Source organism: Pseudomonas sp. MF7453, from assembly GCF_016405455.1.
GTDB lineage: Bacteria > Pseudomonadota > Gammaproteobacteria > Pseudomonadales > Pseudomonadaceae > Aquipseudomonas > Aquipseudomonas paralactis.
The window spans coordinates 427,943-454,824 of the sequence record NZ_JAEKCN010000001.1 but is presented as its reverse complement, the minus strand read 5'-3'; the positions used below and the strand labels follow the sequence as shown (position 1 = coordinate 454,824).

Annotated in this window: 22 protein-coding genes and 1 pseudogene; 16 read left to right on the top strand and 7 right to left on the bottom strand. The window is 61.3% G+C overall.

All coding sequences use genetic code 11. The annotated features are described in order from the left end of the window. Positions 1-49: 49 nt before the first annotated feature. The 3 genes from JFT63_RS02235 to JFT63_RS02225 are packed head-to-tail and all read right to left on the bottom strand — an operon-like array spanning position 50 to position 2,806. A complete protein-coding gene (locus JFT63_RS02235) occupies positions 50-958 on the bottom strand; it encodes a LysR substrate-binding domain-containing protein (RefSeq protein WP_198843360.1) in 909 nt (302 codons plus the stop codon). Beyond that, positions 958-1,806, bottom strand: a complete 849-nt coding sequence (locus JFT63_RS02230; RefSeq protein ID WP_198843359.1) for an EamA family transporter — start codon at positions 1,804-1,806, stop codon at positions 958-960. The genes JFT63_RS02235 and JFT63_RS02230 overlap by 1 nt, the downstream gene beginning before the upstream one ends. A gap of 58 nt (positions 1,807-1,864) precedes the next feature. Further along, entirely contained in the window at positions 1,865-2,806 is a 942-nt protein-coding gene (locus JFT63_RS02225) for a TauD/TfdA family dioxygenase (protein WP_233102190.1), read from the bottom strand. A gap of 175 nt (positions 2,807-2,981) precedes the next feature. Here JFT63_RS02225 and JFT63_RS30000 point away from each other — a divergent pair. Continuing rightward, a pseudogene (locus tag JFT63_RS30000) lies at positions 2,982-3,092 on the top strand (DUF6124 family protein); the annotation flags it as partial. Between the two features lie 355 nt (positions 3,093-3,447). On the opposite strand, the gene JFT63_RS02220 reads toward JFT63_RS30000, so the two are convergent. Further along, a complete protein-coding gene (locus JFT63_RS02220; protein ID WP_198843357.1) occupies positions 3,448-9,717 on the bottom strand; it encodes a non-ribosomal peptide synthetase in 6,270 nt (2,089 codons plus the stop codon). Between the two features lie 489 nt (positions 9,718-10,206). Here JFT63_RS02220 and JFT63_RS02215 point away from each other — a divergent pair, with 489 nt between their 5' ends. Together JFT63_RS02215 and JFT63_RS02210 are read left to right on the top strand one after the other, a co-directional pair. Beyond that, positions 10,207-11,001, top strand: coding sequence for a helix-turn-helix transcriptional regulator (locus JFT63_RS02215; RefSeq protein ID WP_186560893.1), 795 nt, complete (start codon positions 10,207-10,209; stop codon positions 10,999-11,001). Then, positions 11,001-12,470, top strand: a complete 1,470-nt coding sequence (locus tag JFT63_RS02210; protein WP_198843356.1) for an efflux transporter outer membrane subunit — start codon at positions 11,001-11,003, stop codon at positions 12,468-12,470. The genes JFT63_RS02215 and JFT63_RS02210 overlap by 1 nt, the downstream gene beginning before the upstream one ends. Here the strand turns inward: JFT63_RS02210 and hpaA are convergent. Beyond that, complete coding sequence (gene hpaA, locus JFT63_RS02205) at positions 12,397-13,257, bottom strand: 4-hydroxyphenylacetate catabolism regulatory protein HpaA (protein ID WP_057700601.1); 861 nt, start codon at positions 13,255-13,257, stop codon at positions 12,397-12,399. The genes JFT63_RS02210 and hpaA overlap by 74 nt on opposite strands. A gap of 128 nt (positions 13,258-13,385) precedes the next feature. Here hpaA and JFT63_RS02200 point away from each other — a divergent pair, with 128 nt between their 5' ends. The 8 genes from JFT63_RS02200 to hpaI all read left to right on the top strand — a co-directional run bounded on the left by JFT63_RS02200 (position 13,386) and on the right by hpaI (position 20,776). Further along, positions 13,386-14,051, top strand: a complete 666-nt coding sequence (locus tag JFT63_RS02200; protein ID WP_198843355.1) for a fumarylacetoacetate hydrolase family protein — start codon at positions 13,386-13,388, stop codon at positions 14,049-14,051. Then, positions 14,048-14,818, top strand: coding sequence for a fumarylacetoacetate hydrolase family protein (locus tag JFT63_RS02195; RefSeq protein ID WP_198843354.1), 771 nt, complete (start codon positions 14,048-14,050; stop codon positions 14,816-14,818). The genes JFT63_RS02200 and JFT63_RS02195 overlap by 4 nt, the downstream gene beginning before the upstream one ends. 5 nt (positions 14,819-14,823) lie before the next feature. After that, positions 14,824-16,284 carry a 5-carboxymethyl-2-hydroxymuconate semialdehyde dehydrogenase gene (gene hpaE, locus JFT63_RS02190; RefSeq protein WP_198707720.1) on the top strand — a complete coding sequence of 487 codons (1,461 nt, stop codon included), beginning with the start codon at positions 14,824-14,826 and terminating at the stop codon, positions 16,282-16,284. Positions 16,285-16,438: 154 nt separating this feature from the next. After that, on the top strand, positions 16,439-17,296 hold the full coding sequence (hpaD, locus tag JFT63_RS02185; RefSeq protein ID WP_198843353.1) for a 3,4-dihydroxyphenylacetate 2,3-dioxygenase: 858 nt from the start codon (positions 16,439-16,441) through the stop codon (positions 17,294-17,296). Positions 17,297-17,310: 14 nt separating this feature from the next. Further along, on the top strand, positions 17,311-17,703 hold the full coding sequence (locus JFT63_RS02180; RefSeq protein WP_198843352.1) for a 5-carboxymethyl-2-hydroxymuconate Delta-isomerase: 393 nt from the start codon (positions 17,311-17,313) through the stop codon (positions 17,701-17,703). Positions 17,704-17,839: 136 nt separating this feature from the next. Next, the gene (locus JFT63_RS02175) at positions 17,840-19,144 is read left to right on the top strand and encodes an MFS transporter (RefSeq protein ID WP_186560903.1); all 1,305 of its coding nucleotides are present in this window, start codon (positions 17,840-17,842) and stop codon (positions 19,142-19,144) included. An 11-nt stretch (positions 19,145-19,155) separates the two neighbouring features. Continuing rightward, positions 19,156-19,959 carry a 2-oxo-hept-4-ene-1,7-dioate hydratase gene (hpaH, locus tag JFT63_RS02170; RefSeq protein WP_057700607.1) on the top strand — a complete coding sequence of 268 codons (804 nt, stop codon included), beginning with the start codon at positions 19,156-19,158 and terminating at the stop codon, positions 19,957-19,959. 16 nt (positions 19,960-19,975) lie between these two features. Continuing rightward, positions 19,976-20,776 carry a 4-hydroxy-2-oxoheptanedioate aldolase gene (gene hpaI, locus JFT63_RS02165; protein ID WP_198843351.1) on the top strand — a complete coding sequence of 267 codons (801 nt, stop codon included), beginning with the start codon at positions 19,976-19,978 and terminating at the stop codon, positions 20,774-20,776. Positions 20,777-20,899: 123 nt separating this feature from the next. On the opposite strand, the gene hpaR is transcribed toward hpaI, so the two are convergent. Then, positions 20,900-21,322: a homoprotocatechuate degradation operon regulator HpaR gene (hpaR, locus tag JFT63_RS02160; protein ID WP_057700609.1), complete on the bottom strand. Its 423-nt coding sequence runs from the start codon at positions 21,320-21,322 to the stop codon at positions 20,900-20,902. Between the two features lie 207 nt (positions 21,323-21,529). Here hpaR and JFT63_RS02155 point away from each other — a divergent pair, with 207 nt between their 5' ends. From JFT63_RS02155 to JFT63_RS02135, 5 genes are all read left to right on the top strand, one after another. Next, positions 21,530-22,828, top strand: a complete 1,299-nt coding sequence (locus JFT63_RS02155; protein ID WP_057700610.1) for an NAD(P)/FAD-dependent oxidoreductase — start codon at positions 21,530-21,532, stop codon at positions 22,826-22,828. Between the two features lie 133 nt (positions 22,829-22,961). Next, complete coding sequence (locus JFT63_RS02150) at positions 22,962-23,327, top strand: cupin domain-containing protein (RefSeq protein ID WP_186560905.1); 366 nt, start codon at positions 22,962-22,964, stop codon at positions 23,325-23,327. Positions 23,328-23,338: 11 nt separating this feature from the next. Next, entirely contained in the window at positions 23,339-24,160 is an 822-nt protein-coding gene (locus JFT63_RS02145) for a molybdenum cofactor biosynthesis F family protein (protein ID WP_186560906.1), read from the top strand. Then, positions 24,153-24,956: an SDR family NAD(P)-dependent oxidoreductase gene (locus JFT63_RS02140; protein WP_198843350.1), complete on the top strand. Its 804-nt coding sequence runs from the start codon at positions 24,153-24,155 to the stop codon at positions 24,954-24,956. The genes JFT63_RS02145 and JFT63_RS02140 overlap by 8 nt, the downstream gene beginning before the upstream one ends. Beyond that, on the top strand, positions 24,946-25,701 hold the full coding sequence (locus JFT63_RS02135; protein ID WP_198843349.1) for an SDR family oxidoreductase: 756 nt from the start codon (positions 24,946-24,948) through the stop codon (positions 25,699-25,701). Before JFT63_RS02140 ends, JFT63_RS02135 begins: the two co-directional genes overlap by 11 nt. Before the next feature lie 164 nt (positions 25,702-25,865). Here JFT63_RS02135 and feaR read toward each other — a convergent pair whose 3' ends face one another. Then, positions 25,866-26,807: a transcriptional regulator FeaR gene (gene feaR / locus JFT63_RS02130; RefSeq protein ID WP_057700615.1), complete on the bottom strand. Its 942-nt coding sequence runs from the start codon at positions 26,805-26,807 to the stop codon at positions 25,866-25,868. Positions 26,808-26,882 lie beyond the last annotated feature (75 nt).

Sequence of the window (26,882 nt, the reverse complement as noted above, 5' to 3'; positions counted from 1 at the left end):
AAGAGGCTCTGTTTGCAAAGGCTTGGCGTGAGCCCCCTACGGGGTGCATTTAAACTTCGCACACAAACTCGTCAGCCTGCGCCTTGAGCCAATCAAACAACCGGGCGATATCCGGCTCCGACTGACGACCCTCTCGGCAAATGATGTAATAGGCAGCCGGCGACATCATCACAGGAGCTTCCAGCGCAACCAAGGCTCCCTCCTTCAACGCGTCATGTACCAGTGCAGTTCTGCCCAGCGCAATTCCCCCGCCTTTTACCGCCAGGCTGATAGCCAAACTGGAATCAGGAAAGCGTGGGCCATGGTGATAGGGCGGTGCTTGGAGCCCCTGGAAGGCAAACCAGCTCTCCCACCCTGGACACACTTGATCATCCACCCGATGAATCAATGGGTACTGGGCGATATCCGCCAGGGCAATATCGCCGTGTATATGCGCAAACGCTGGCGAACATACAGGAAATACCGCATCGCGCATCAAAAGCTCGACATGGTGGTCCGGATAGTCGCCGTACCCCATCACCACGGCGACGTCATACTGATGCGCACTCAAGCTGCTGCTGCTCATGTCCACGCTGGTCAACACCAAATCCAGATTGAACGACGCGTGAGCATGAGAGCCATGCATCCTGGGAATCAGCCAGGTTGAGCACAGAGAGGACGTACAGGCGAGGTAAAGCGGTTGAGGTTTACCGGGACTGAGCGAATGCAGCACAGCATCCAGGTCTTTGAAAAAACCTTCGGCCACCGGCAACAGTGCCTGCGCCGCCGCCGTGAGTTTGACGCCCCGTGAGTGGCGCTCGAACAACTGCACCCCCCACCACTCTTCCAGACCTGCGATTTGATGACTGATAGCGCTGGCTGTGAGGTTCAAGTCGGATGCGGCACGCGCAAAACTGCCGGTCTGCGCGGCACTCACGAAGGCTTGAAGCATAGGGGTCGGGGGCGGACGTTGGGCCATCAGTTGCTCACTTTGATCAGGATGATCCCGCCAACAATGACGAATGCCGACAGCATTCGCCGCCAGCCAAACCGTTCACGAAAAAACAGTGCGGCAATAATGGTGCCGATAATAACACTGGTTTCCCGCAACGCGGACACCTTGGCTACCGCATCCAGGGACAACGCAAACAACACCAGGCCGTAGGACGCCAGGTAAAACACCCCTCCCAACATTCCCACCCGCCAGTGGCAGCGGATGGCCTGGGTGAATGCCGGACGCGCCTTGATCAACGCCAGTAACGGGATCGGGATGCTCTGGAATACCGTCAGATAAATGATGTATTGCAGCACCGTCTCACTGGCTCGCACGCCTTTGGCGTCCACCACCGTATAGGACGCAATGAACGCTCCAGCGCACACCGCCATCAGGATCGGCTTGAACATGTGCGCCGTCATCCTGCGCACAAATGTCAGGCTGATGATCCCCACGCAAATCATCAGCACTCCTGCCATCGCCTGAAACGACAGCTGCTCATGCAGTAAGAAGTAGGAAAAAAGCGCAACCAGTACCGGCGGCACACCACGCATAACCGGGTAAACCTGACCGAAATCGCCGGTCTCGTAAGCCTTGATCAGAAACAATCGATAGATCGTATTAAGCACTACGGAAACCAGCACATAGCCCCACACCTCAAGGCTTGGCACATGAACCAACGGCAGCGCTGCCAAACAGATCAGCAATGCGGTGCCATCGACCATTGCCAAAGTCATGAAGCGACTGCTTCCGGCGCGTACTACGGCATTCCAAGTGGCGTGCATGAAGGCGGAGATCAAGACCAGGGTGATCGCGATATCGGAGTTGTCCATGGGGCTCGGCTTTTGCTGAAAACAGGGAGGAATCAGTTATGCAGGGCAAAGCCAGGCATCATGGCTTGCGTAACCACATCCGTAGCATGTAGCGATTGAGATCGCTCAGCCGCTCACCATCATTGATCTGCGCACAGGGAACATTCCTGTCTATGAAATGCGTGCGGGTATGCAGGAACTTGTTGTCGGCAGAAATCAATACCTGCCCTGGTTCAAGCAGTATGCGATGTTGGACTGAAGACTGGTCGAGCACAACATCCAGTATATTCAGCGCCTGAGTTTGTGCGAGGGTCAACGGGACACCAGCCTTCAGATGAGCCGACTCAATGTAAACACGAAAATACCTGATCAAAGGAATGCCTGCGTCTGAAAAACTCAAGATGGGCGCTTTAAACAGCGTCTCATCCTCGGCCATGCCTCGATTCTCAAAAAAGAAATCGTATTTCAGCTGTGTCAGTACATCTGGAAACGTCATCAGCTCTGCGTAGACCGCGCTCGCATCAATCAGAATGCTCTCACCACCCAGCAGTGCTTTCTGACCACACGCCAAGATCAAATAGTCGATAGGTAGCGGGTCACTCACACCATCGTTGTGTACGTAAGCACCCTGCCGGGTTTGGTGGTATCTGGCACCCTCTTCAATACTCTTACCGCCCCGATCGTATACTTCAATAACCTTATGACCGAGATGATTCTGCACCATTGGCTTTCCCAGCAAAGAGCCAAATGTCCAAATGAGTGATTTGAAGACTGCGAGGCTATCGACTTTAAAACCATCCAAGATCAACACATGAGTTTCATGGTCAATCATGTTTCGAATATTGTTTAATTCCGCATGCAGGATGGGTGAGCGAAGAGGATTGATGCAGGCAGGTGTTGTATCGAAGCGATGATTTTGGCCACTGGACTCGACTATATTCTTTGCGCACAACAACTCATCAAATGCGGCTTTTGAAAGCCTGACTTTGGCTGCCTCTTGACGAAAATGACTGACATCCATGTTCATCGCAATCCTTTACGGTGGTAAGTAGGAGCCTCCATTTAACTAAGCTCAACCTTGTCCGAAAAAGCGAAACCTCATCAGGGTAGCCATCAACGCTCGTCATGACAGATTTTTCCTACGCCAAAATATGAGCTGTCACTGCTGGCGTTTTTTCATGGTTTGTAAAGGACCAGCAAGCCATCTCTCTTTAAATTGCAGGACGATGATTCTGGCCGTGTGGCATTTGCTGGAGATAGCCAGAACCACAGTGGATCGCTCCATCGAGGGCATGAAGGCCTTGAAGGTAGCCCCTCCCACATTGGGCGCATTTCAATGCCTTGCTTCAGCTTCGGCAGGCGAAGCGTGGAGGGCTCCATCGAGTGTATGAGCCCTTGAAGGCAACACCTCAAAATGTGGGAGGGGCGGTGCGACGATTCGACTTGCTCCCGATGGTGCCAGGTCAGTTGATATATCTGCTGCTGACACCCCACTGTCGGGGGCAAGCCGTAATGTCTGTAGGAGCGAGCTTGCTCGCGAAAAACGTCAACGATAACGCGTGTTTCCTGAATAAACGCGGCGCTTATGGTTTTTTCGCGAGCAAGCTCGCTCCTACAGGCATATGGCCTGCCGCCCCACACACATTGAAGGCATTCCAATACTCAGATCCGTCGGCGGCGGTTGAGGGCGGGGATGGCGGTTTGCGGTACTTCAACGCGCTGGACCTGCGCCACGGTCCTGGCGGCGAGTTGCGCCAGGGTTGGCTGGCTGAACAAGGTGCGTGCATCCACTTCCAGCCCGGCCTTGCGCAGGCGGGCTACCAGGTTGACTGCCAGCAGCGAGTGCCCGCCCAGTTCGAAGAAGTGGTCGTGACGCCCTACCCGCTCCAGTTTCAACACGTCGGCCCAGATGCCGGCCATCAAGGTTTCCACCTCCCCCTGAGGCGCTTCGTAGGCACGGCTGAGCACGGCGTCCAGGCCGGGCGCCGGCAGGGCCTTGCGGTCGAGTTTGCCGGCAGGGTTCAGCGGCAGTGCATCGAGTTGTACGAAGGCGGCCGGCACCATAATTTCCGGCAGTTGTTCCAGCACATGGGCGCGCAAAGCCTCCAGGCTCGGCGCCTGGCCGCGCAGGGTGAAGTAGGCGACCAGGCGCTCATCGCGGATCAGTACCGCCACTTCCCGCAACGCCGGGTGTGCGCTCAGGCGTGCTTCGATCTCTCCCAGTTCCAGGCGCACGCCGCGCAATTTGACCTGAAAGTCATTGCGCCCGAGGAATTCCAGATTGCCGTCCGGCAGGTAGCGCACCAGGTCGCCCGTGCGGTACAGGCGGTCACCGGCAACGAAGGGGCTGTCGATAAAGCGCTCGGCGGTCATCTGCTCCAACCCCAGGTAGCCGCGGGCTACGCCCACACCACCGATATGCAGTTGACCGCTGATGCCTATGGGCACCGGCGCGTCATGGGCGTCCAACACGTACAGGCGGGTGTTGTTGATCGGGCGGCCAATGGGCAGTTGCACTGCGGGCACCGGCGCGCCGGGTTCGAGGGTCCAGGCGCTGCTGTCGACCGTGGCTTCGGTAGGGCCGTAGACGTTGTGCAAGCGCACCTTGGGCAAGCGCGCCTGCACGCCACGCGCCAGGGCTTCGGTCAGTTCGCCGCCGCCGCACAACACATCGGTGAGGCTGGTGCACAGCGCCGACTCGTCCAGCTCAAGAAACTGCTGCAACATCGCCGGCACAAACTTGATCACGCGGATCTGCTGCTCGCGAATCAACTGGGCCAGGTACGCAGGTTCACGATGCCCCTCGGGCCGCGCCAGCACCAGGCGCATACCGTTGCTCAATGGCCAGAACAGCTCCCACACCGAACCGTCAAAGCTGAACGGCGCGCGCTGCAACAAGGCGCCGCCTGCGGCGTCGGGGCACAATTGCGAGCTCCAGTGCAGCAGGTTACCCAGGCCGCGATGTTCGATCATCACGCCCTTGGGGGTGCCGGTGGAGCCCGAGGTGTACATCACGTAGGCCAAATTGGCGACGCTCAAACCCGGTATCGACGGATTGTCGGTCGGCGCCTGGCTCCAGGTGCAGTGGTCGAAGTCAATCACCGGGATTGCAACCTCGCCCGGCACTTCGCGGGTAGCACCGTGTACCAGCAGCGCCACCGGCTGGCTGTCGGCAAGCATGTAGGCCAGGCGTTCGCGAGGGTAGCCCGGGTCGAGGGGCACGTAGGCACCGCCCGCCTTGAGAATGGCCAATAACCCCACCACCAGTTCCAGCCCGCGCTCCACACACAACGCCACCCGCGCGTCGGGCTGTACGCCATGCTTGCGCAAGTGAAAGGCCAACTGGTTGGCGCGTTCGTTGAGTTCGCGGTAGGTCAGTTGCTGTTCGCCGGCCTGCACCGCGATGGCATCGGGAATCGCGCGCGCATGGGCTTCGAACAACGCCTGGACGGTGAGGGTTTGCGGGTAGTCCGTGACGGTGGCGTTGAAGTGCACCAACTGAGTGTGCAACTCGCTGGCCGGCAGCACCTGTACATCACGCAGCAGCATTTTCGGCGCCTGTTCAAGGGCATCCACCAGGCCGTTGAGCACCGTGTCCAGGTAGCCAAGCGCCCGCTCGGCACTCACTGAACGCGGCGCCTTGGCCTTGAGCCGGAAGCCGCTGGCCACGTCGTCCACCGTCAACATCAGTGGGTAACTGAGGATGTCTTCACTGCTGAGCAAGGCCATTCCCGGCACCAGCTTAAGTTCCGGATCGGCCGAGGTGTGGCGGTAATTGAGCAGGCTGTTGAACAACGGAGACACGCCACTGCAACGCTGGGCCAACGCCAGGGAGGCTTGTTCATGGGCGAGCAAGGCGCTCAGTTGTGTATGGGTGTGATGCAGCGCATCCACCACGCTTTGCCCGGCCAGGCGCAAGCGCAGCGCCAAGGTATTGATGAACATGCCCAGCGCCCGCTCGGCCCCCTCGCCGGCTTGCAAGCGGCCAAGCAATACGGTGCCGAACACCACATCGTCGTGACTCGCCACACGGCTGAGCACCTGGGCCCAGGCCAGGTGGAACAGGCTCGCGGCGCTCACGCCAAAAGCGCGGGCCTGGCGGCGCAGGCGCAGGTTGAGCGCGTCGCTGAGCGGGCGTTCAGCGTCTTCGGTCTCGGCACGCTTGGCCTGACGCTCCTGCAAGCCGAACGCCAGGGTCGGCCCATCCACCGCCGCCAACTGCTCGCGAAAGAACGCCTCGTGTGCCGCCTGGCGCACGGCTGATCGGGCTTGCGCCACCACATGGCGGTACGGCACCGGCACGGGCAGTTGCGTCTGTTGGCCCAGTAGATGGGCGCGGATCTCGTCCACCAACAGTGTGGTCGAGGTGGCGTCGTTAACCAGGTGGTGAAAGCGCAGCCTGGCGACCCAGCGCTGATGGTGAGGCTCTTGGGCGTAGTCCAGGGCCATCAGCGGCGCCTGGCGCAAGTCCAGCGGTTGAGCCGGCTCACACAGCGGTTCGACTCGCAATCGCGCTTCGCGCCATACCACCTGCATCGGTTGTTCAAGGGCATCCCACACCAGGCTGGTACGCAGGATGTCATGGCGGTCGATCACCTGTTGCAGGGCGTGGGCGAAGGCATCCAGCTGCTCGCGGCGCTCAAAGCTGAACAGCGCTTGTTGCTGGTATGGGTCGTGTGCATCGGTGATGTGGTGATAAAGCAAGCCTTCCTGCAACGGCGCCAGCGGGTAGATGTCCTGCACGTTGGCAGCGCCGCCGGGGATGCTTGCAACGATGCGGTCAAGGCTGGGTTGATCCAGCTCGGCCAAGACGAGCAGGTCGGTGGTGATATGCAAACAGCCCGGCGGGATTCGATTGTCTGGCACCGTCATTTCAGTACCGCCACACGCCGCCGCCAGCGCCGCCAACGTCGGCTGGCCGAACAACACCTGCACATCCGCGTGCAGGCCGGCCTCGCGCATACGTTGCACCAGTTGCACCGCCAGCAGCGAATGCCCGCCCAGTTCGAAGAAGTGGTCGTGGCGCCCTACTGGCTGCACGTTCAGCAACTGCGCCCAGATTTGCGCCAGGGTGGTTTCCACCCCGCCCTGTGGGGCTTCGAAGCGGCGAGTGACAAAGGCTTCCTGGGTCGGTGCGGGCAAGGCTTTGCGGTCGAGCTTGCCATTGGCGGTCAGGGGCAACGCTTCAAGACGAACATAGGCCGCCGGCACCATGTAATCGGGCAACGAGGCTTGCAGATGGGTGCGCAGGGCCTGGATATCGACTGGCTCGCGGGGGATAAACCAGGCCAGCAATTGCCCGTCGCGAAATTGCAGTACCGCGTCCTTGACGGCCGGGTGTGCGGCCAGAGCCGACTCGATTTCCCCCAGCTCGATACGTACACCACGGATTTTGACCTGATCGTCGTTGCGCCCCAGGTACTCAAGATTACCGTCCGGCAGCCAGCGCGCCAGGTCGCCGGTGCGGTACATACGCGCGCCGTTGAAAGGGTCGTCCAAAAAGCGCTCGGCATTCAGTTCAGGACGGTTCAGATACCCCCGCGCCACGCCCTTGCCGCCCACATACAACTCCCCCACTGCGCCAATCGGCACCGGGCGTTGTTGCGCATCCAGCAGATAAGCCTGGGCGTTGGCGACCGGCGCGCCGATATGCAGCGGCTGGCCCACCTCGACAGCGCCCGAGGTGGCAACCACGGTGGCTTCGGTGGGGCCGTAGTTGTTGATCACCGCAAACGTCTGCGCCTGGGTGAACGTGCGCAGGCGATCGCCACCAATCAGCAAGGTACGCAAGGTGGGATGCCCAAGCTGCTGGCTGAAGGCGTACTCGGCCACAGGCGTGGGCAGGAAACACACGTCCAATGGCTGTGCGCGCCACCAGTCGAGCAGCCCATCGATATCTTCCGCACCGTCGTGGGCCGGTGGCAGGTGCAGCGTCGCCCCCACACACAGCGCCGGCCAGACTTCCCAGGCCATGGCGTCAAAACCAAAGCCGGCGACGCTGGCGGTATGGCCGCCCGCGTGCAGGCCGAACGCCCGGCAGTGCCAGTCCACCAGGTTCGAGACGCTGTGGTGCTCCACCATCACGCCCTTGGGCAAGCCGGTGGAGCCGGAGGTGTAAATCACATAGGCCAGGTTTGACGACGAGACCGCGACCTCGGGGTTGCTGTCGATGCTGGCACTGGCAGGCTCCAGCGCGAGCACCGGCACCGCCGATACGGGCAAACGCTGGCGCAAATCCTGTTGGGTCAGGATTGCCACAGGCGCACTGTCCTGCAGCAGGTAGTCCAGGCGTTCAGCAGGATGGGCCGGATCCAGCGGCACGTAACAGGCGCCGGATTTGAGCACCGCCAACAACCCCGCCAGCGTGTCCAGGCCGCGTCGGGCCAGCACGGCCACGCGATCATCCGGCTGTACGCCGTGTGCCAACAGTTGATGCGCCAGGGCATTGGCCTGGCGGTTAAGTTGGGCGTAGGTCAGTTGATGGCCCTGGTACACCGCGGCAATGGCGTCGGGCATGCGTGCGGCTTGCGCTTCAATCCGCTGGTGCAAGGTTTGCGGCAGTGTGTTGGGTTGTGCGGTGGCGTTCCAGTGCAGCAGCCGAGCCTGCGCTTCAGGCGCCAGCATGGAAAACTCACCCACTGGCAAGCCGGTGTCTTCCAGCCCTTGCTCCACCAGCCAGGTGAAGCCGCGCGCCATCGCCTGGACTTCGTCGTGCTGGAAGTACGCCTCGTTGTAGACGCAGTGCAGCCACGCGCTGTCCTGGTAGCGGTTGCTGCGCAGGTGAATGGCGATCGGCAATGCCTCATGGTGGTTGGACACCTTGATTGCACGCGCCTGCACCTGACCGAAGCGCAGGTCATGGTCGTCCTGCTCGAACGACACTGACAGGTCGAACAACTGCCCGCGATCGCTTCGAAGCAGGCCCAGCTCGCGGTTCATCTCGCTTAACGGGAAACGCTGATGGCGAAAGTCCTGTTTGAGCTGATCGCGTACGCCACGCACCAGTTCACCAAAAGGCAACCGCTCGCTGAACTGGAAACGCACCGCACTGACCTGAGCAAACATGCCGACAGTAGCGCGAAAACGTGCGTTGGAGCGGTTGAGAATCGGCAGCCCCACTACCCATTCCTGCCGTTGGCTGGTACGGGTGAAATACACATACATCGCCGCCAGCAACACATGAAAGGCCGATGCCTGGCAGCGGTTGGCCACCTGTTCCATACGGTTGAGCAGCGCCACCGGGAACGCTTCCAGGAAGGTGTTGCTCGACACCTTGGGGGTTTGCTTGGGCGTCAGCAGCGGCTCGGGCAGCAACTGGAATTTGTCCAGCCAATAATCGCGGTCACGGGCGTAACGGGCCGAGTGCAGGTAGTGCTGGTCGGCGTCGATAAAGTCGATATAGGACGGTGCCAACAGCTCCACATGCCGGTCCTGCTCCAGGGCGGTGTACAGCTGCGCGAGGGATTGCACCAACTGGCCGAAGCCCCAGCCATCGAGAATCAGGTGGTGGGCCTGGATACCGAGGTGGTAGTGGTCGTCGTCGAGTTTGACCAACAGGACGCGTACCAGCGGCACGCCGCTCATCATGAACGGTCGGGCCATTTGCGCCTGCATCAGGGCCTGGCTTGCGGTGCACGGGTCGGGTAACGCCGTACAGTCATGCAAGGCCACGTCCACCGTCAGTGCCGAGGCGAAGGTTTGCCGCGCCAGCCCCTCGGCATCGGTATGCAGTTGAATACGCAACGCATCGTGCCTGGCCACCAATTGCGCTACGGCTTGCTGGATGCGCTCGGGCATCACCGGGCCGGTAACATCCAGATAGCCACCGATGTTGTACAGCGGCGAATCGCCCACGCGTATCTGATCAAGCCAGATGTCCTGTTGGGCGGCAGTGAGGGGGAAGCTGGCCGGCTGGCGGGAGGAATACTGCATAAGATCCTTCTCATGGGGGTCAGGCACTGGCCGCGCAAGGTGGCCCATTACGCCGAATTTGCCGGATTGGAGCATGGAGGGCCGCAGGTGTCTGTCACCTGAAACCCGGACATTCAAATGGATGGAACGAGCTTGGCGGGGCGTTCACTGCTGAAACGATTAAAGCGCTGTAGGAGATTGGCTATATCTCACCGATGCTGGCACTTTGGAATTCTGCGAGCATTAATACTTTTACTTTAAATATCATCTAGTTAATAAAATTTAAAAATACCTGGCGCGCGTTCGTTGCCGGTTTTATTGATCACAGACGTCGGAATAATGGCGCAGATTCTATGGCAGCTTGTGTCCCTCGTTTCCGCTACATACGTAGGACAAATCCATATGGCTAAATAAAATCTCGAACGCCGAGTCACGTTCAAGCAGTACGCATCGCTCCGCCACAGCCCGGGGCTTGCGCAGACGGTTTTCGACATCAAGGATGAGATGGCTATGAATCTGACCCGTAGTATTGGCGAGACACAGGGCCCGCATTTTTATGCCGAAATGGGCGAGTTGATTTCAAACAGCGGCCACGAACGTTTTGCCGCTGACATGTTGCACCTGGTGGACAAATGGGTGCCGATTCACCTGGTGGACCTCAGCGAATGGACGCTCGATGAGCTGCGCGACAGCGTGCTGGACATCAAGCTACTGGGCAGCGCCGGGCTGAAAAAGGAGTTGTCTGTACCCCAGACACTGCACCCGTTGAACGACCATCCGCTGATGCGCGAAATGCTGCGCATGCAAGACCCGCTGTTGATCCAGATGAAAGCCAAGGCCAACAGTGCGCACCCGCTGGGCAGTTCGCACCAATGCAACCTGGTATCACGCCAAGGGAACCGGCGTTGTGTGATTTCGTTCTACCGCCCACCGACGCAGCGTGGGTTTTCCCTGGCTGAGTTGTCGTTTCTCAAGTGTTTGTCGGACACCCTGTTGCCATTGATGGAGCGGCACGCGCAACTGCTGCGCCAGGTGCCGCACACCGAGGCTGAGCCGGCCCACACCCTGCTGGAACAATCGCAATTGCAGCGCGAGTTCTACAAACGCCTGGCTCTGAGCGATATCACCCTTTCGGCGCGTGAGCAGGAAGTGTGCCTGGGCCTGCTGACTGGCGGCACCGTGCCGCAGATCGCAGAAAAACTCAGTGTAAAAAACAGCTCCATCGAAACCTACCTCAAGCGCGCCGCCGCCAAGCTGGGCGTGAGTGGTCGGCATGGCCTGGCCAAATGGATGGTGGGTTCCTGATGAACAAACGGTTGCTTTGCTGCGTCGGCGCGGCCTGGATGCTCGGTGGTTGCTCACTGATCCCCGAGTATCAGCGGCCCGCTGCGCCGACGCCTGCGCAGTATCCCCAAGGCGGCGTGTACAGCCAGACGCAGGCCGGCACGCTGTCGCCAAACCCGGATTGGCAGCAGCTGTTCCACGACCCGGCGCTGCAACGGTTGATTGCCGATGCCCTGGTCAACAACCGCGACCTGCGGGTGGCGGCCCTGAATGTTGAGGCGTTTCAGGCGCAGTATCGTATTCAGCGTGCAGACCTGTTCCCGGCGATCTCCGCCAGCGGCGCCGGCAAGCGCCAGAAATTGCCAGGTGAAGTGACGGGCACCGGCAAGTCGGCGATTACCTCCAATTATTCCGCCACTTTGGGCCTGAGCGCCTATGAGCTGGATCTGTTCGGCCGCGTGCGCAGCCTCAGCGAACAGGCGTTGCTGACTTACCTGGGCAGCGAAGAAGCCCGGCGCAGTGCGCAATTGAGCCTGGTGGCAAACGTGGCCAACGCCTACCTGACCTGGCGCGCTGATCAGGAGCTGTTGGCCCTGGCCGAGCAAACCCTGGTGGCCAACGACCACAGCTGGCAGTTGACCAGCCGCAGCAAAAGCGCAGGCAAAGCCTCGGCGCTGGAGGTGGTGCAAGCCCGTACAGCGGTGGAAAGCACCCGCGCCAGCGTCGCTCGCTATGAACGCCAGGTTGCCCAGGACCTTAATAACCTCGTGTTGCTGGTGGGCGGCCCGGTGGACGAGCATCTGCCCGCCCGACCGCTGGCCGATGACCTGGTCGCACGGGTCCCCGCCGGTTTGCCCTCCGACCTGCTGCAGCGCCGCCCGGATATCCTCCAGGCCGAATACCAGTTGCAGGCGGCCAATGCCAATATCGGGGCCGCTCGTGCTGCGTTCTTTCCGTCGGTAACCCTCACCGCCAACGCCGGCAGCACCAGCAAGGAACTGTCGGGCTTGTTCAACGGCGGCTCGGGCACCTGGACCTTCCAGCCGCAAATCAACCTGCCGATCTTCAACGCCGGCAGCCTGCGTGCCAGCCTCGATTACGCCAGATTGCAGAAGGACATCACGGTGGCCCAGTACGAAAAATCCATCCAGACCGCCTTCCAGGAAGTCGCCGACGGCCTTGCCGCCCGCCAGACCTTCAACGACCAACTGGATGCCCAACGGGACTTCGTCGCCGCCAACCAGACCTATTACGACCTGGCCCAGCACCGCTACCGCAGCGGCGTGGACAGCAACCTGACGTTCCTGGATGCGCAGCGTGCGCTGTTCAGCTCGCAACAGGCGTTGATCGTGGACAGGCTGGCGCAGCTGGTAGCGGAGGTGAACTTGTATACCGCGTTGGGTGGCGCGTGGCGCGTCAACGCAACGCCGACTGCCGCAGCCGATACTCCCCCGGCGTCATCTGCGCATACCGCAGGAAAAACCGGCTGAAATACGCCGGGTCCTTGAACCCCAGCTGGTAGCAGATTTCATTTGCGGAGCTGCCGGTAAACAACAGCAGGCGTTTGGCCTCTTGCATCAGGCGCTCAAGAATCAAGCGCTTGGAAGGCAGGTCGGCAATGCGTCGGCACACCTCATTGAGGCGCGCCTGGGTCACGCCGATGGCCTGGGCATAACGCGCCAGCGGCCAATGCTCCAGGTAATGGGCTTCGATCAGTTCGTTGAAGCGATGAAAAATGCGCAGGTCTTCATGGGCCGTCGGGCGTGCCGGCAGGGCGTGGGCGCACAGGCGCAGCAGGCGGATCATGATCAGGCGCGTCAGGCTGTCGAGGGCGGCCGCGCGCCCTGCCCGCTCGGCGTTGATCTCGCTGCACAGTTCTTCGAAAAGTTGCTCCAGCCCCTCAGCATCGTCCCCCAGTGCCACACACGCCGCACCAGAGGCGAGGCTCGGGTCGGCGTCGATCAAGCCCCACACAAGCTGCTGGCGCACCGTCAGCACATGCCCGTCGGCATCGGCTTCGGTGACGAAGGCATGGGCCACCGTGGGCGGCGTGAGAAAAAACATCGGCCCCGCCTCGACGTACTGGCGGTCGTCCAGATACACCCGCACCGCGCCACTCTTGACGTAATGCACCTGGAAAAACCGGTCATGCCGATGCACGGCCATATTGCGCCCGAAAAAACCTGCCAGGTTGCCCAGCTTGTCGTAATGCACCTCGGCGTCGCTGTAACGCTGGTCGTAGACCTGCCCGAGGTTGATGTTGGGAATCGGCTGCACGGGGCCCTCCTCTTGTTGTTGTGATGCCTTCGGAGTTTGCCACGCTTGACGGTAGTTAACATATTAATTATAACGTTAACAACTTAACGAACTGCCTACGCAGCCGTCGTCACCGCCAGGAGAAACGCATGAGCCGTACCCTGCATGATGTTGCCAGCGGCACCCTGTTCGGCGTTGCGCTGAACTACCAGGGCCTGCTGGACCAGCATCTCGCCGCCTTCGAGCAGGCGCCCTACCAGCAGCCGCCGACCAAGCCGGTGTTGTTTATCAAGACGCCCAACACCCGCAATGCTCATGGCGGTGTGGTGCTGCAGCCTGCGGGCGAGCGCCTGCAAGCGGGCCCGGCGCTGGGCGTGGTGATAGGCCAGCGCGCCAGCCGCGTCAGCCTCAACAATGCCATGGCCCATGTGGCCGGGTATGTGGTGGTCAACGAATTCAGCCTGCCGGAAGACAGCTACTACCGCCCTGCCGTCAAGGCCAAATGCCGCGATGGGTTTTGCGCCCTGGGTCCGCAAGTGATCGCACGGGACCACGTGACCAACCCCAATCAGCTGGACCTCAAGCTCTTCGTCAATGGCGAGCTGCGCCAACAAAACTGCACCGCACATTGGGTGCGCGACATCCCGCAATTGATCGCCGAGATCAGCGAGTTCATGACCCTGCATCCCGGTGATGTGCTGATCACCGGCACACCGGAGGGCCGCGTGGATGTGCAGCCGGGGGATCGCGTTGAAGTTGACATCACCGGCGTTGGCCGTTTGCTCAATATCGTTCAGGCAGAGGCATCGGCATGAAGCGCGCACGTATCCGTTTTGAAGGCCAAATCCACGCCGTGCAGGTAGACGACGATCACAGCGTGCGCCTTGGCGATGGCCGGCGGCTTGCCGAGGATCAGGTGCAATGGCTGCCGCCTGCCACCGGCAACATGTTCGCCCTGGGCTTGAACTACGCCGACCACGCCGCCGAACTGGCCTTTACGCCGCCGACCGAACCGCTGGCCTTTATCAAGTCGGTCGGCACCTACACCGGCCACCGCCAAGTCACCTGGCGCCCGGATGGCGTCGCCTACATGCACTACGAGTGCGAACTGGTGGCGGTGATCGGCAAGACCGCGCGCAACGTCAAGCGCGCCGACGCCCTGGACTACCTGGCCGGTTACACGGTGTGCAACGACTATGCAATCCGCGACTACCTGGAAAACTACTACCGCCCCAACCTGCGGGTTAAAAACCGCGACGCCACCACCCCGGTGGGCCCGTGGATTGTCGACGTGGCCGATGTGCCCGACCCCGGCAACCTGAAATTGCGTACATGGATCAACGGCGAGCTGCGCCAGGAAGGCAGCACCCAAGACATGATTTTCGATATCCCCTACCTCATCGAATACCTGTCCAGCTTCATGACCCTGCAACCGGGCGACATGATCGCCACCGGCACGCCCGAGGGGCTGGCCGATGTGGTGCCGGGGGATGAGGTCGTGGTGGAAGTCGAAGGTGTGGGCCGCCTGGTCAACCGTATTGTCAGTGAGACGGAGTTATTCTCCGCGCGCAAAGAGGCTTGAGCACCATGATCAAACACTGGATCAACGGCCGTGAGGTCGAAAGCAAAGACACCTTTATCAACTACAACCCGGCCACCGGCGAGGCTATCGGTGAGGTGGCCAGCGGCGGCGCCGAAGAGGTCGCGCAAGCCGTGGCTGCGGCCAAGGAGGCGTTTCCCAAGTGGGCCAACACCCCGGCCAAAGAGCGCGCACGCTTGATGCGCAAGCTCGGCGAATTGATTGAACAGAACGTGCCACGCCTGGCCGAGCTGGAAACCCTGGACACCGGTTTGCCGATCCACCAGACCAAAAACGTGTTGATCCCGCGTGCCTCGCACAACTTCGACTTTTTTGCGGAAGTCTGCACCCGCATGGACGGCCACACCTACCCGGTGGACGACCAGATGCTCAACTACACCCTCTACCAGCCGGTAGGCGTGTGCGGGTTGGTGTCGCCATGGAACGTGCCGTTCATGACCGCCACCTGGAAAACCGCGCCGTGCCTGGCGCTGGGCAATACCGCCGTGTTGAAAATGTCGGAGCTGTCGCCGCTGACCGCCAATGAACTGGGGCGCCTGGCGGTGGAGGCCGGGATTCCCAATGGCGTGCTCAATGTGATCCAGGGCTATGGCGCCACCGCCGGTGATGCCCTGGTACGCCACCCGGATGTACGAGCGATTTCCTTTACCGGCGGCACCGCCACCGGCAAGAAAATCATGCAGACCGCTGGCCTGAAAAAGTACTCCATGGAGCTGGGCGGCAAATCGCCGGTGCTGATTTTTGAAGACGCCGATCTGGAACGCGCCCTCGACGCCGCACTGTTCACGATCTTCTCCCTGAACGGCGAGCGTTGCACTGCCGGTAGCCGGATCTTTATCCAGGAAAGTGTCTACCCGCAATTTGTCGCCGAGTTCGCGGCGCGGGCCAAGCGTCTGATCGTCGGCGACCCGCAGGATCCCAAGACCCAAGTGGGCTCGATGATCACCCAGGCCCATTACGACAAGGTCACCGGCTACATCAAGATCGGCCTGGAGGAAGGCGCCACGCTGCTGGCCGGCGGCCTGGAGCGCCCGGCCAACTTGCCTGCGCACTTGAGCCGCGGCCAGTTTATCCAGCCCACGGTGTTTGCCGACGTGAACAACCAGATGCGCATCGCCCAGGAAGAAATCTTCGGCCCGGTGGTGTGCCTGATCCCATTCAAGGATGAAACCGAGGCGCTGCAATTGGCCAACGACACCGAATACGGCCTGGCGTCCTATATCTGGACCCAGGACATCGGCAAGGCCCATCGCCTGGCGCGCGGTATTGAAGCGGGCATGGTATTTATCAACAGCCAGAACGTACGGGATCTGCGCCAGCCCTTTGGCGGGGTCAAAGGCTCGGGCACCGGGCGTGAGGGTGGCCAGTACAGCTTTGAAGTATTTGCCGAGATCAAGAACGTGTGTATTTCCATGGGCAGTCATCACATTCCGCGCTGGGGCGTGTAGCCCAGGCTCAAACAAGCCTCCTGTGGGAGCCGGGCTTGCCCGCGATGCAGACACCGCGGTCCTTCAGCCGTACCGAGTCGATGCCATCGCAGGCAAGCCAGCTCCCACAGGGACCTCACAGGCCATACAAGAATAATTATTCAGGAGAGTCATCATGGGCGAAGTGGTTCTGGCAGCGAAGATCTGCCACGTACCGTCGATGTACCTGTCGGAACTGCCCGGCAAACATCACGGCTGTCGCGAAGCGGCGATTGCCGGGCACAAGGAAATCGGTCGCCGCGCCCGTGAACTGGGGGCCGACACCGCGGTGGTGTTCGACGTGCACTGGCTGGTCAACAGCGGTTATCACGTCAATTGCGGTGAACAGTTCCAGGGCACTTACACCAGCAACGAGCTGCCGCACTTTATCAAGAACATGGACTACGCCTACCCCGGTTGCCCCGAGCTGGGCGAGCTGATCGCCGCCGAAGCCAACCTGGCCGGCGTGCGCAGCATGGCCCATAACATCCCGAGCCTGGAGCTGGAATACGGCACCCTGGTGCCCATGCGTTACATGCATATGGGCGTACCCGAGGATCAAAAACTCCAAGTCATTTCCATCGCAGCCTGGTGCGCCTGGCATCGCCTGGAAGACAGCTTCACCTTCGGCGCAGCCGTGCGCCGGGCCATCGAAAAGAGTGACCGCAAGGTGCTGGTGCTGGCGTCCGGCTCGCTGTCCCATCGGTTCTCCGATGACCGTCAGGCTGAAGCGAATATCCATAACTGGACCCGCGAATTCGACAAGCAAATGGACCTGCATGTCGTGGAGATGTGGAAGCAAGGCCGCTTCAAAGAGTTCTGCGCCATGCTGCCCGACTACGCCGAACACTGCTTTGGCGAAGGCAAGATGCACGACACCGCCATGCTTCTGGGCCTGTTCGGTGGGCCTGATTATGCCCAGCCGGCCGAGATCATCACGCCGCCGTTCGGCAGTTCGGGCACCGGCCAGATCAACGCGATTTTCCCGCTATAGATTGGGAGAAACCTATGCCGCACTTTATCGCCGAATACACCGACAACCTTGAACCACAGGCCGATTTGCCCGGCCTGTTTGAAAAAGTCCACCGCGTGCTGGGCGACAGCGGTGTGTTTCCGTTGGGCGGCATTCGCAGTCGCGGCGTGCGCCTGGACACCTGGCGCATGGCTGACGGCAAGCATGACTACGCCTTTGTGCACATGACCCTCAAGGTCGGCCACGGCCGCGACCTGCCTACGCGCCAGGCAGTGGCCGAAGCGCTGTTCGCGGTGATCACCGCGCACTTCGCCGAACTGCAAGCGCAACGCTTGTTGGCGCTGTCGTTCGAGATGATCGAGCTGCACCCGCAGCTCAACTTCAAGCAGAACAATGTGCATGCGTTTCTGAACAACCCGGCGAACTGAAACGCCCCCGGCTCCTGTAGGAGCGAGCTCGCTCGCGAATAAACTCACAGGCACCGCGGGTCACCCACAGCACTGCGTTTTCGTTGACGTTTTTCGCGAGCAAGCTCGCTCCTACAACAACAAGAAGAACACCCTCATGAGCACAGCCCATTCCACTGCAAGCCTGCGGCTTGCCGAGCACGACCGTACCCATCGTTTGGTGACCTGGCGCCTGATGCCATTGTTGCTGGTGTGTTACCTGTTCGCCCATCTGGACCGTATCAACATCGGTTTTGCCAAGATGCAGATGAGCAGCGACCTGCACTTCAGCGACACCGTGTATGGCTTCGGCGCCGGCCTGTTCTTCATCGCCTACGCACTGTTCGGCGTGCCAAGCAACATTGCCCTGGACCGCGTCGGGCCACGACGCTGGATCGCCTGCCTGATGGTGGTGTGGGGTCTGCTCTCCACCGGCATGTTGTGGGTGGAGAGCGCGCGCGGGTTCTACGTGCTGCGCTTTCTGCTGGGTGTGGCCGAGGCCGGTTTTTTCCCGGGGATCCTGGTATTCCTCAACCGTTGGTACCCGGCACGCCGTCGCGCCCAGGTCACTGCCTTGTTTGCCATTGCGGTGCCCATGGCCGGAGTGCTGGGCGGGCCGATTTCCGGGGCGATCCTGGAGAACTTCCACGACGTCGGCAGCCTGCGCGGCTGGCAGTGGATGTTCCTGATCGAAGGCGCGCCCGTGGTGCTGCTGGGGCTGGTGGTACTCAAGTGGCTGCCGGACAGTTTCGAAGCGGTGCACTGGTTGAGCCGCGAGCAAAAACAACAACTGCGCACACAGTTGAGCAACGAAGAGCAACGCAAGACCATCACCTCGTTCAGCGGCATCCTGCGTGACCCCCAGGTGTGGCTGCTGGTGGCCGTGTACTTTGCGGTGATGCTGGCGGTCAATACCCTGGCGTTCTGGATGCCCACCCTGATCCACGGGGCCGGCATCGGCCGCGACAGCCAGGTCGGCTTGCTCAGCGCCGTGCCGTACCTGGCCGGTTGCTTCTTCATGCTCGGCTGCGGGCGCTCGTCCGATCGCCACCGCGAACGTCGCTGGCATTTATGCATCCCCCTGCTGATGGCCGCTGTCGGTATTGCCGTCGCAGGCCTTGCGCCTGGCAATGCGCTTTTGGTGATGAGCGGGTTGGTGGTGGCCGGCATGGGCGCCAGCGCGGCGCTGCCGATGTTCTGGCAATTGCCGCCGGCGTTTCTTTCCAACACCACTCAAGCGGCGGGCATCGCCATGATCAGTTCGTTCGGCAGCATCGCCGCGTTCCTCGCGCCCTACCTGATCGGCTGGATGCGCGACGCCACCCAAAGCGCCAGCCTGGCCCTGTACGTCCTTGCCCTGTTTATCGCCCTCGGTGGCCTGCTGGTGCTGCGCACTCAGGCTGCCATCGTCAACCCACACTAGAGACCGTTGCCATGCTCGACTCCCAGCAAATCCTCGCGGCCGCCGCCCACCTGGACCGCGCCGAACGCAGCCGCGAACAGGTGCGTCAGTTTTCCCTCGACTACCCCGATATGACGATCGAGGACGCCTACGCCATCCAGCGTGAATGGGTCGCGCAAAAGATCAAGGACGGGCGCACGCTCAAGGGCCACAAGATCGGCCTCACGTCACGGGCCATGCAGGTGTCGTCGAATATCACCGAACCCGATTACGGCGCCCTGCTCGACGACATGTTTTTCGACGAAGGCAGCGACATTCCCTTCGAGCGTTTCATCGTGCCACGGGTGGAGGTGGAACTGGCCTTCATCCTCGGCAAACCGCTCAAGGGCCCCAATTGCACGGTGTTCGATGTGCTCGACGCGACCGAATGGGTGATACCGGCGCTGGAAATCATCGACGCCCGCATCCAGCAGGTCGACCCGCACACCAACGCCACGCGCAAGGTATTCGACACCATCTCCGACAACGCCGCCAACGCCGGTGTGGTGCTCGGCGGCCGTGCGGTGCGCCCCACCGAGATCGACCTGCGCAAAGTGCCGGCGGTGCTGTATCGCAATGGTGTGATCGAAGAGTCCGGCGTCTCGGCGGCAGTGCTCAACCACCCGGCCAAGGGCGTGGCGTGGCTGGCCAACAAGCTGGCGGCGTATGACGTAACGTTGCTGCCGGGCCAGGTCATTCTCGGTGGTTCGTTTACCCGCCCGGTCGCAGCACGCCCTGGCGATACCTTTCACGTTGACTACGACCTGCTCGGTTCGATCGCCTGCCGCTTCGTCTGAACACTGGAGGATTGTCATGGACATGCCCGTCAACCGCTTCAAACAACGCCTGCACAACGGCGAGGTGCAGATCGGCCTGTGGCTCGGCCTTGCCAATGCCTATAGCGCCGAGCTGGCCGCCAATGCCGGCTTCGACTGGCTGCTGATCGACGGCGAACACGCGCCCAACCAGCTGCCGGGGATGCTGGCGCAATTGCAGGCCATCGCGCCCTACCCCAGCCAGGCGCTGATCCGCCCGGTGATCGGCGACACGGCGCTGATCAAGCAACTGCTGGATATCGGCGCGCAGACGCTGCTGGTGCCCATGGTCGAAAGCGCTGCCCAGGCCCGGGAACTGGTGCGCGCCCTGCACTACCCGCCCCAGGGTATTCGCGGCGTCGGCAGCGCCCTGGCCCGCGCCTCGCGCTGGAACAGCATCGCCGATTACCTCGACCAGGCCGACGCGCAGATGTGCCTGCTGGTGCAGATTGAGAACCGCGAGGGCCTGGCCAAACTGGACGCCATCGCCGCCGTCGAAGGCGTGGACGGTGTGTTCATTGGCCCTGCGGATTTGAGCGCGGCCATGGGGCATCGCGGTAACCCGGGGCACCCTGAAGTGCAGGCGGCGATTGAGGATGCCATCGTGCGTATTGTTCGAGCGGGTAAGGCGGCGGGGATTCTCAGCGCCGATGAAAATCTCGCACGGCGCTATATCGAGCTGGGAGCAACGTTCGTGGCGGTGGGGGTGGATACCACGGTGTTGATGCGCGGGTTGCAAAGCCTGGCCGGGAAGTTCAAAGGCGTACCTGTGGCTGCCAATACCGGAGGTGTCTACTGAAATCCATGTGGGAGCTGGCTTGCCTGCGATAGCGGTGTGTCAGCGACAGATAAGCCAGCTGACCCGGCGCTATCGCAGGCAAGCCAGCTCCCACAGTTGATCGGTGGTGATTCAGCTGTTGGTTTATCGCTTGATGTTCTTCAAGTCATCCAGCAACCCCAACAAGGTCTGGAATTTCTCTTCGCCAAACTGATCCTGCAAGCGCTGGTAGTTGGCCTCCATGCACTGGCTCATGGACTCGAAACTGGCCTTGCCCTTGTCCGCCAGAGTGATAAGCACCCGCCGCTGGTCCTGTTCGGCCTTGCGCCGGTGCACCATGCCGGCCGCTTCCATGCGCACCAGCACGCCGGTCATGCTCGGTTTGAGGATGCACGCCAGTTCCGCCAGTTGGTAGATCTCCAACTCACCATGCTGTTCAAGGATGCGGATGATGCGCCATTGCTGTTCGGTCAGGCCGTGTTCATTCAGGGACGGGCGGAAAAAACTCATCGCGGCTTCGCGGGCTTGCAGCAGGGCCAGGGTCAAGGATTGTCGAGGTGTAGGCATAGGGATCAGGGTCACGAAGTATTTAGTTAATAATTTAACGAAACTCTAACATTCCCCGCCCGCGAGCGCGCTATAACTTGTGTGTGGCAGTGCCCGTGGCGCGCTGAATCAAAAACCCAGGCACGCAGGATCAAGACTTCCACCCCGTCAGAGGCCCTAATGGAGGCATCCGCTTTAGCGCCTTCTTTCACTTTTTCAGGCTGCGCCATGATCAACATCGAAACCCCCACGTATTACACCGCCACCAAGAAATACAACCTCAGCTTCCCCACCCTGGAGCAGGACATCGACGCGGACGTCGTGGTGATCGGCGGCGGCTTTTCCGGGATCAACACCGCGCTGGAACTGGCGGAAAAAGGCATCACCAACATCGTGGTGCTTGAAGCGCGCTATCTAGGCTTTGGCGGCACCGGCCGCAACGGTGGGCAGATCATGGCGGGCATCGGCCATGACCTGGAGAAGATCAAAAAGGACGTAGGTGAAGACGGCCTGCGCCAAGTGTTCGAGATCAGCGACCTGGGCGCCGACATCATCAAGAACCGCATCGCCAAGTACAACATCGATGCCGATTTCTGCCACGGCTACGGCTATATGGGTTTCAACGCCCGCCAGGAAAAAACCCTGCGTGCCTGGGAGAAAGACTTCAAATCGGTCAACAGCCAGCACGAGATCCGCTTTCTCGGTGGCTCCGACGTGCAGCAGATCATCGGCTCCAACGCCTACACCAGCGCCCTGCTGCACATGGGCGGCGGGCATGTGCACTCGCTGAACCTGCTGCTGGGCGAAGCCACCGCGCTGGCCGGCCATGGTGTGAAAATCTTCGAGAACAGCCCGGCCCTGGAAGTCAGCTACGGCGAGCGCATCACCGTGCGCACCGGGCGCGGTTCGGTGCGCGCCAGCAAGTTGCTGTGGGCTTGTGACAGTTTCCTCAACAAGCTGGAGCCGGAACTGCACCGCTCGACCATTAACACCTATGCGTTCCAGATGATGACCGAGCCATTGTCCGAAGAATTGATCCAGCGCATCAGCCCGATCCGTGGCGCCTACAGCGACATCCGCCCGGTGATCGACTACTACCGCGTCACCAATGAAAACCGCCTGCTGTTCGGCGCCGCGACGCCATTGGTTGAACATATTCCGGGCGATTTAAAAGCCTGGAACCGCCACCTGATGCTGAAGATTTTCCCCTACCTCAAGGACGTGAAAATTGATTTGGCCTGGGGCGGCCCGATGGCGTGCAGCCCGAATCTGTTCCCGCAGATCGGCACCTTGCCGGGGCGCAGCAATGCGTTCTTCGTGCAGGGCTATTCAGGCTTTGGCGTCACCCCCAGCCACATCATCTGCAAGGTCCTGGCCGAAGGCATGAGCGAAGGCTCGACGCGCTATGACCTGGTCAGCTCGATTCGCCGCCCGACCATCATCGGCAAGGACGCGATCCGCCCGCTGCTGCTGACGGCAGGCAAATCCTGGCACCAACTGTCCGGCTACTGGAACGGGCGCCGCTAACCCCTGTGGGAGCGGGCTTGCCCGCGAAAAACATCAACGATAACGCGGGCGTTCAGGTGAACCGCGCTGCCTTGACGTTTTTCGCGAGCAAGCTCGCTCCTACAAAAATCTCGTACTTATCGGAGCATCTGCCATGACACTTACCACCCTCAAACATAACGTCCAGCTGTCGGAACTCGACGCCTGGGGCACCGTGGCCGACCTCGGCTCGCAAATCCTTGAAGGCGACGTACGCGCCTTCGGCAAGATGACCTTCGGCGCGCCGACCGATGCGGTCAGCAGCGCTTACTTCGGCACCACCCAGGGCAAATTCCGCATGGTCTACCCCTTTGCCGAACAGGCCACCGTGGTTACCGGCGAGGTGGTGCTCACCGATGAGTCCACCGGCCAGTCCACCCGCTACAAGGCCGGTGACAGCTGGTTCGTGACCAAGGGCACGCCGGTGCTGTGGGAAGTGGTCAGCGAGAGTTTCGTCAAACACTACTTCGCCGTCGTTTAAGGAGCGCTGCCATGACCACTTCTTCCGACTGGATCACCGTGGGCGCCCTGGCCGACGGTTTTGCACCCGAGGCGTTCATCCTGCCCAACCTTGCCGACCTGGCGGGCCAGACCTTCACCCTGCACTTTGCCAATGGCTGGCAGATCGAGCATCGCTTCGAACAGGAGCGCCTGGCCTGGCACGCTGCCGACGGTCACTCCAGCGGCAGCGCCGCCTACCGCGCCAGTTCGATTCGCCCGGGCCTGTACCTGGTGGACTTTATCAAGCACGAGGCCGGGCAAAGCTGGTCGATCAGCCTGGTGCTGGACACGCCAAATGCTTCCTTTACCGCGGTGATTGGCCGGATGCCGGAACCGGCAGAGACCCACGAAGGCCTTTACCACCGTGCCCTGGCCGGCAAACCGCTGACTTCGGTGCAAGTCGAGTTTCTGCACGGCAGCCTCGACCGGCCATGGCAGGCCGGTCATTGCCTGCACGCACCGACCGACGAACTGGTGGGCCTGCGCAACCACTACCGCTACAGCCCCAGTGAGGTTTACGAGCACATCTACCTCAACCCGCAGTTCTACGCCTGGCAATGCCTTGAGGGCGTGGAAAAAGGCTTGTGCGACACCGACCGCTGCCATTACTACAAGATCGCCGAACAGCTGTACCTGTTCGTCTGGCAGGAGAAAATCGTGCCCACCCTCGGCCTGGTGCTGATCGACCTGCAACAGCACCGCAGCGACGGCAAGATCTTCGGCTATGCCGGGGCGTCCTTCGACGCGCTGTCGAACTTCCCGATCAGTTCCTATTGCCAGGTGCTCAACCGCACGGAGTACCCCCGTGACTGAGCCGCGCACGGTGGTGATCACCGGGGCCGGCACCGGCATCGGCGCTGCCTGTGCCCAGCTATACGCGCAGGAAGGCGCGCATCTGGTGCTGATCGGTCGGCGCCGTGAGCCACTGGAACAGGTGGCGCAGGACACCGGCGGGCTGATCCTGGTGGGCGATGCCGCCTGCCCGAACACCTGGGACGGCTTCATCCAACAAATCCGCAGCCACTTCGGGCGCCTCGATGTGCTGCTGGCCTGTGCCGGCGGCCATGGTCTGGGCAGCGCGACCCAGACCAGCCCGGCAACGTGGGAAGCGGCGCTGCGCAGTAACCTGGACAGCGCGTTCTACAGTGCTCGCGCCTGCCTGCCGCTGTTGCAGGCAAGCGCCGGCAGTGTCGTGCTGATCGGCTCCATTGCCTCGCTCGCGGCGGGGCCCGAGGTGTGCGGCTACACCACGGCCAAACATGCGCTACTGGGGCTCAATCGCTCGCTGGCACGCGACTATGGCCCCCACGGCGTGCGCGTGAACGCAGTGTGCCCAGGCTGGGTGCACACACCGATGGCCGATGCCGAGATGCAGCCGTTGATGCAGGCCCATGGTGACACCTTGCAGCAGGCGTACGAACGCGTGTGTGCCGATGTGCCGCTGCGCCGCGCCGCTCGCGCCGAAGAGATCGCCAAGGTATGCCGCTTCCTGGCCAGCGACGACGCCTCGATCATTACCGGCGCCACGTTGGTAGCGGACGGTGGGTCCAGCATCGTCGACGTGCCGACGCTGGCGTTTACGCGCCTGGAGCCTGCCCATGCCCAATGATCTGGATTTCAGCGGCCAAGTCGTGCTGGTCACCGGCGGCGCCCAGGGGATTGGCCTGGGCATCGTCCAGGCCTTTGCCCAACGCGGCGCGCGGGTGGTGATTGCCGATCGTTTGCTGGAACAAGCCGAAGTCATAGCGGCAGAGCTGTGCGCGCAGGGTTACTCAGTCGAGGCCGTGGGTGTGGACCTGGCGCACGCCGAGGCGGTGTTTGCCTGCGTCCAGGGCTTGGCGCAGCTGGATATTGTGGTGCACAACGCGGGGTATTTTCCGCTGACCGCGTTTGCCGATATCACGCCGCAGATCCTTGAGCGTACGTTGGCGGTGAACCTGTCGGCGCTGTTCTGGCTGACCCAGGCAGCGTTGCCGATGTTTCGCAAGCAACGCCGGGGTTGTGTGCTGGTGACGTCTTCGGTTACCGGCAACCGGGTCGGTTATCCGGGGCTGAGCCACTATGCGGCGTCCAAGGCGGGGGTGAATGGTTTTATCCGCAATGCGGCGCTGGAACTGGCGCCGTTGAATGTGCGGGTCAACGGCGTAGAGCCTGGCATGATCGCCACCCCGGCGATGGGTAACCTGGGCGATGCGGCAGTGAATGAGAGCATCGCCAGCCGTGTGCCGCTGGGACGCCTGGGCGCGGCGGCGGATATTGCCGGGGCGATGGTGTTTCTGGCCTCTGACCTGGCGGGCTATATCACCGGGCAGACGCTGGTGGTGGATGGTGGGTCTACCCTACCCGAAACCTGAAACCCGAACTAACTGTAGGAGCGAGCTTGCTCGCGAAAAACGTCAACGATAACGCGTGCGTCCTGAATGAACGCGTCGCCTGGGGGTCTTTCGCGAGCAAGCTCGCTCCTACAAAATGCCTTGCCTGTTCCCACAGTGGATCTCATGCAGCTTGAAGAAGCTGTTTATGCCCCCACCGCCTGCAACCGGCTGGAACGAAAATCCTTGGGTGATACCTCGAACTGCTTCTTGAACGATCGGCTGAAGTGCGCCGAGTCGGTAAAGCCCCACTTGTAGGCAATCGAGGTGATCGATTCACTGCGCAGGAAGGGGTTGGTCAAGTCGTCTGCGCTGCGCTTGAGCCGTGCGCGCTGGATGTAGCGGCAGACGCTGTCATCCTGTTCCTCGAACAAGCGGTACAGGTGCCGTACCGAGATATTCAGGCGGTTGGCCAGGCCAATCGGGCTCAGGCCAGGCTGGCCAAGCGACTCATCAATAACCTTTTGCACGTAGCTGCGCAGGTTATTGCCCTGCAACGAGGCGACGCCTTCACAGCGTTCATCGCCCTGCTCCAGCGCCGAGCCCAGCAGCGACACAAAGGCCGCCTGCAGTGCGTCCACTTGCGTGGCGTCGTCGTCAGTGTCGTCCTTGCACAGTTGATCCATCAACACATGCAACATGCGCCCGCAGGCTTTGGTCGAGGAGATCTTGCCGAACGCCCGCGTCTGACCGCCCAGGTGCTTGCACACTTCGGTGCGCGACAAAGACAGCGACGCATGTTCGATCAAACCAAAGGGGGTGATTTCGATGGAGCCCACCGAGTCCATCAACAGCATCTCGCCGGGCGCCAGTTGCACGGTCTGCTCGTTTTGGGTGATCTGCGAATAGCCGCTGCGCTGGCTGACCAGGAAGCACTCCTGGTCATTATCATGATCGGCGTGGTGCGTCGGGCGTTTGATCAGCCCGGCATTGGTGCGCAGGATCGCCAGGCCTCGGGGCAAGTTGTGGATCTGGCCAATAAACAGCGAACGGTTGAAGGCCAGTTCCGTATCGAAGTGGCCGCACGCGGCGCGCAGTTCGCGGTTCCAGCTGTCGAGCCCGTCGGGTGCATGCTGTGGGATGCTCATGGGGGTGTCTCCGCAGTGGCGTTCTTTTTGTTGTTCTGATGCAATAGTTAACATGTTATCTATATGCACGCAACA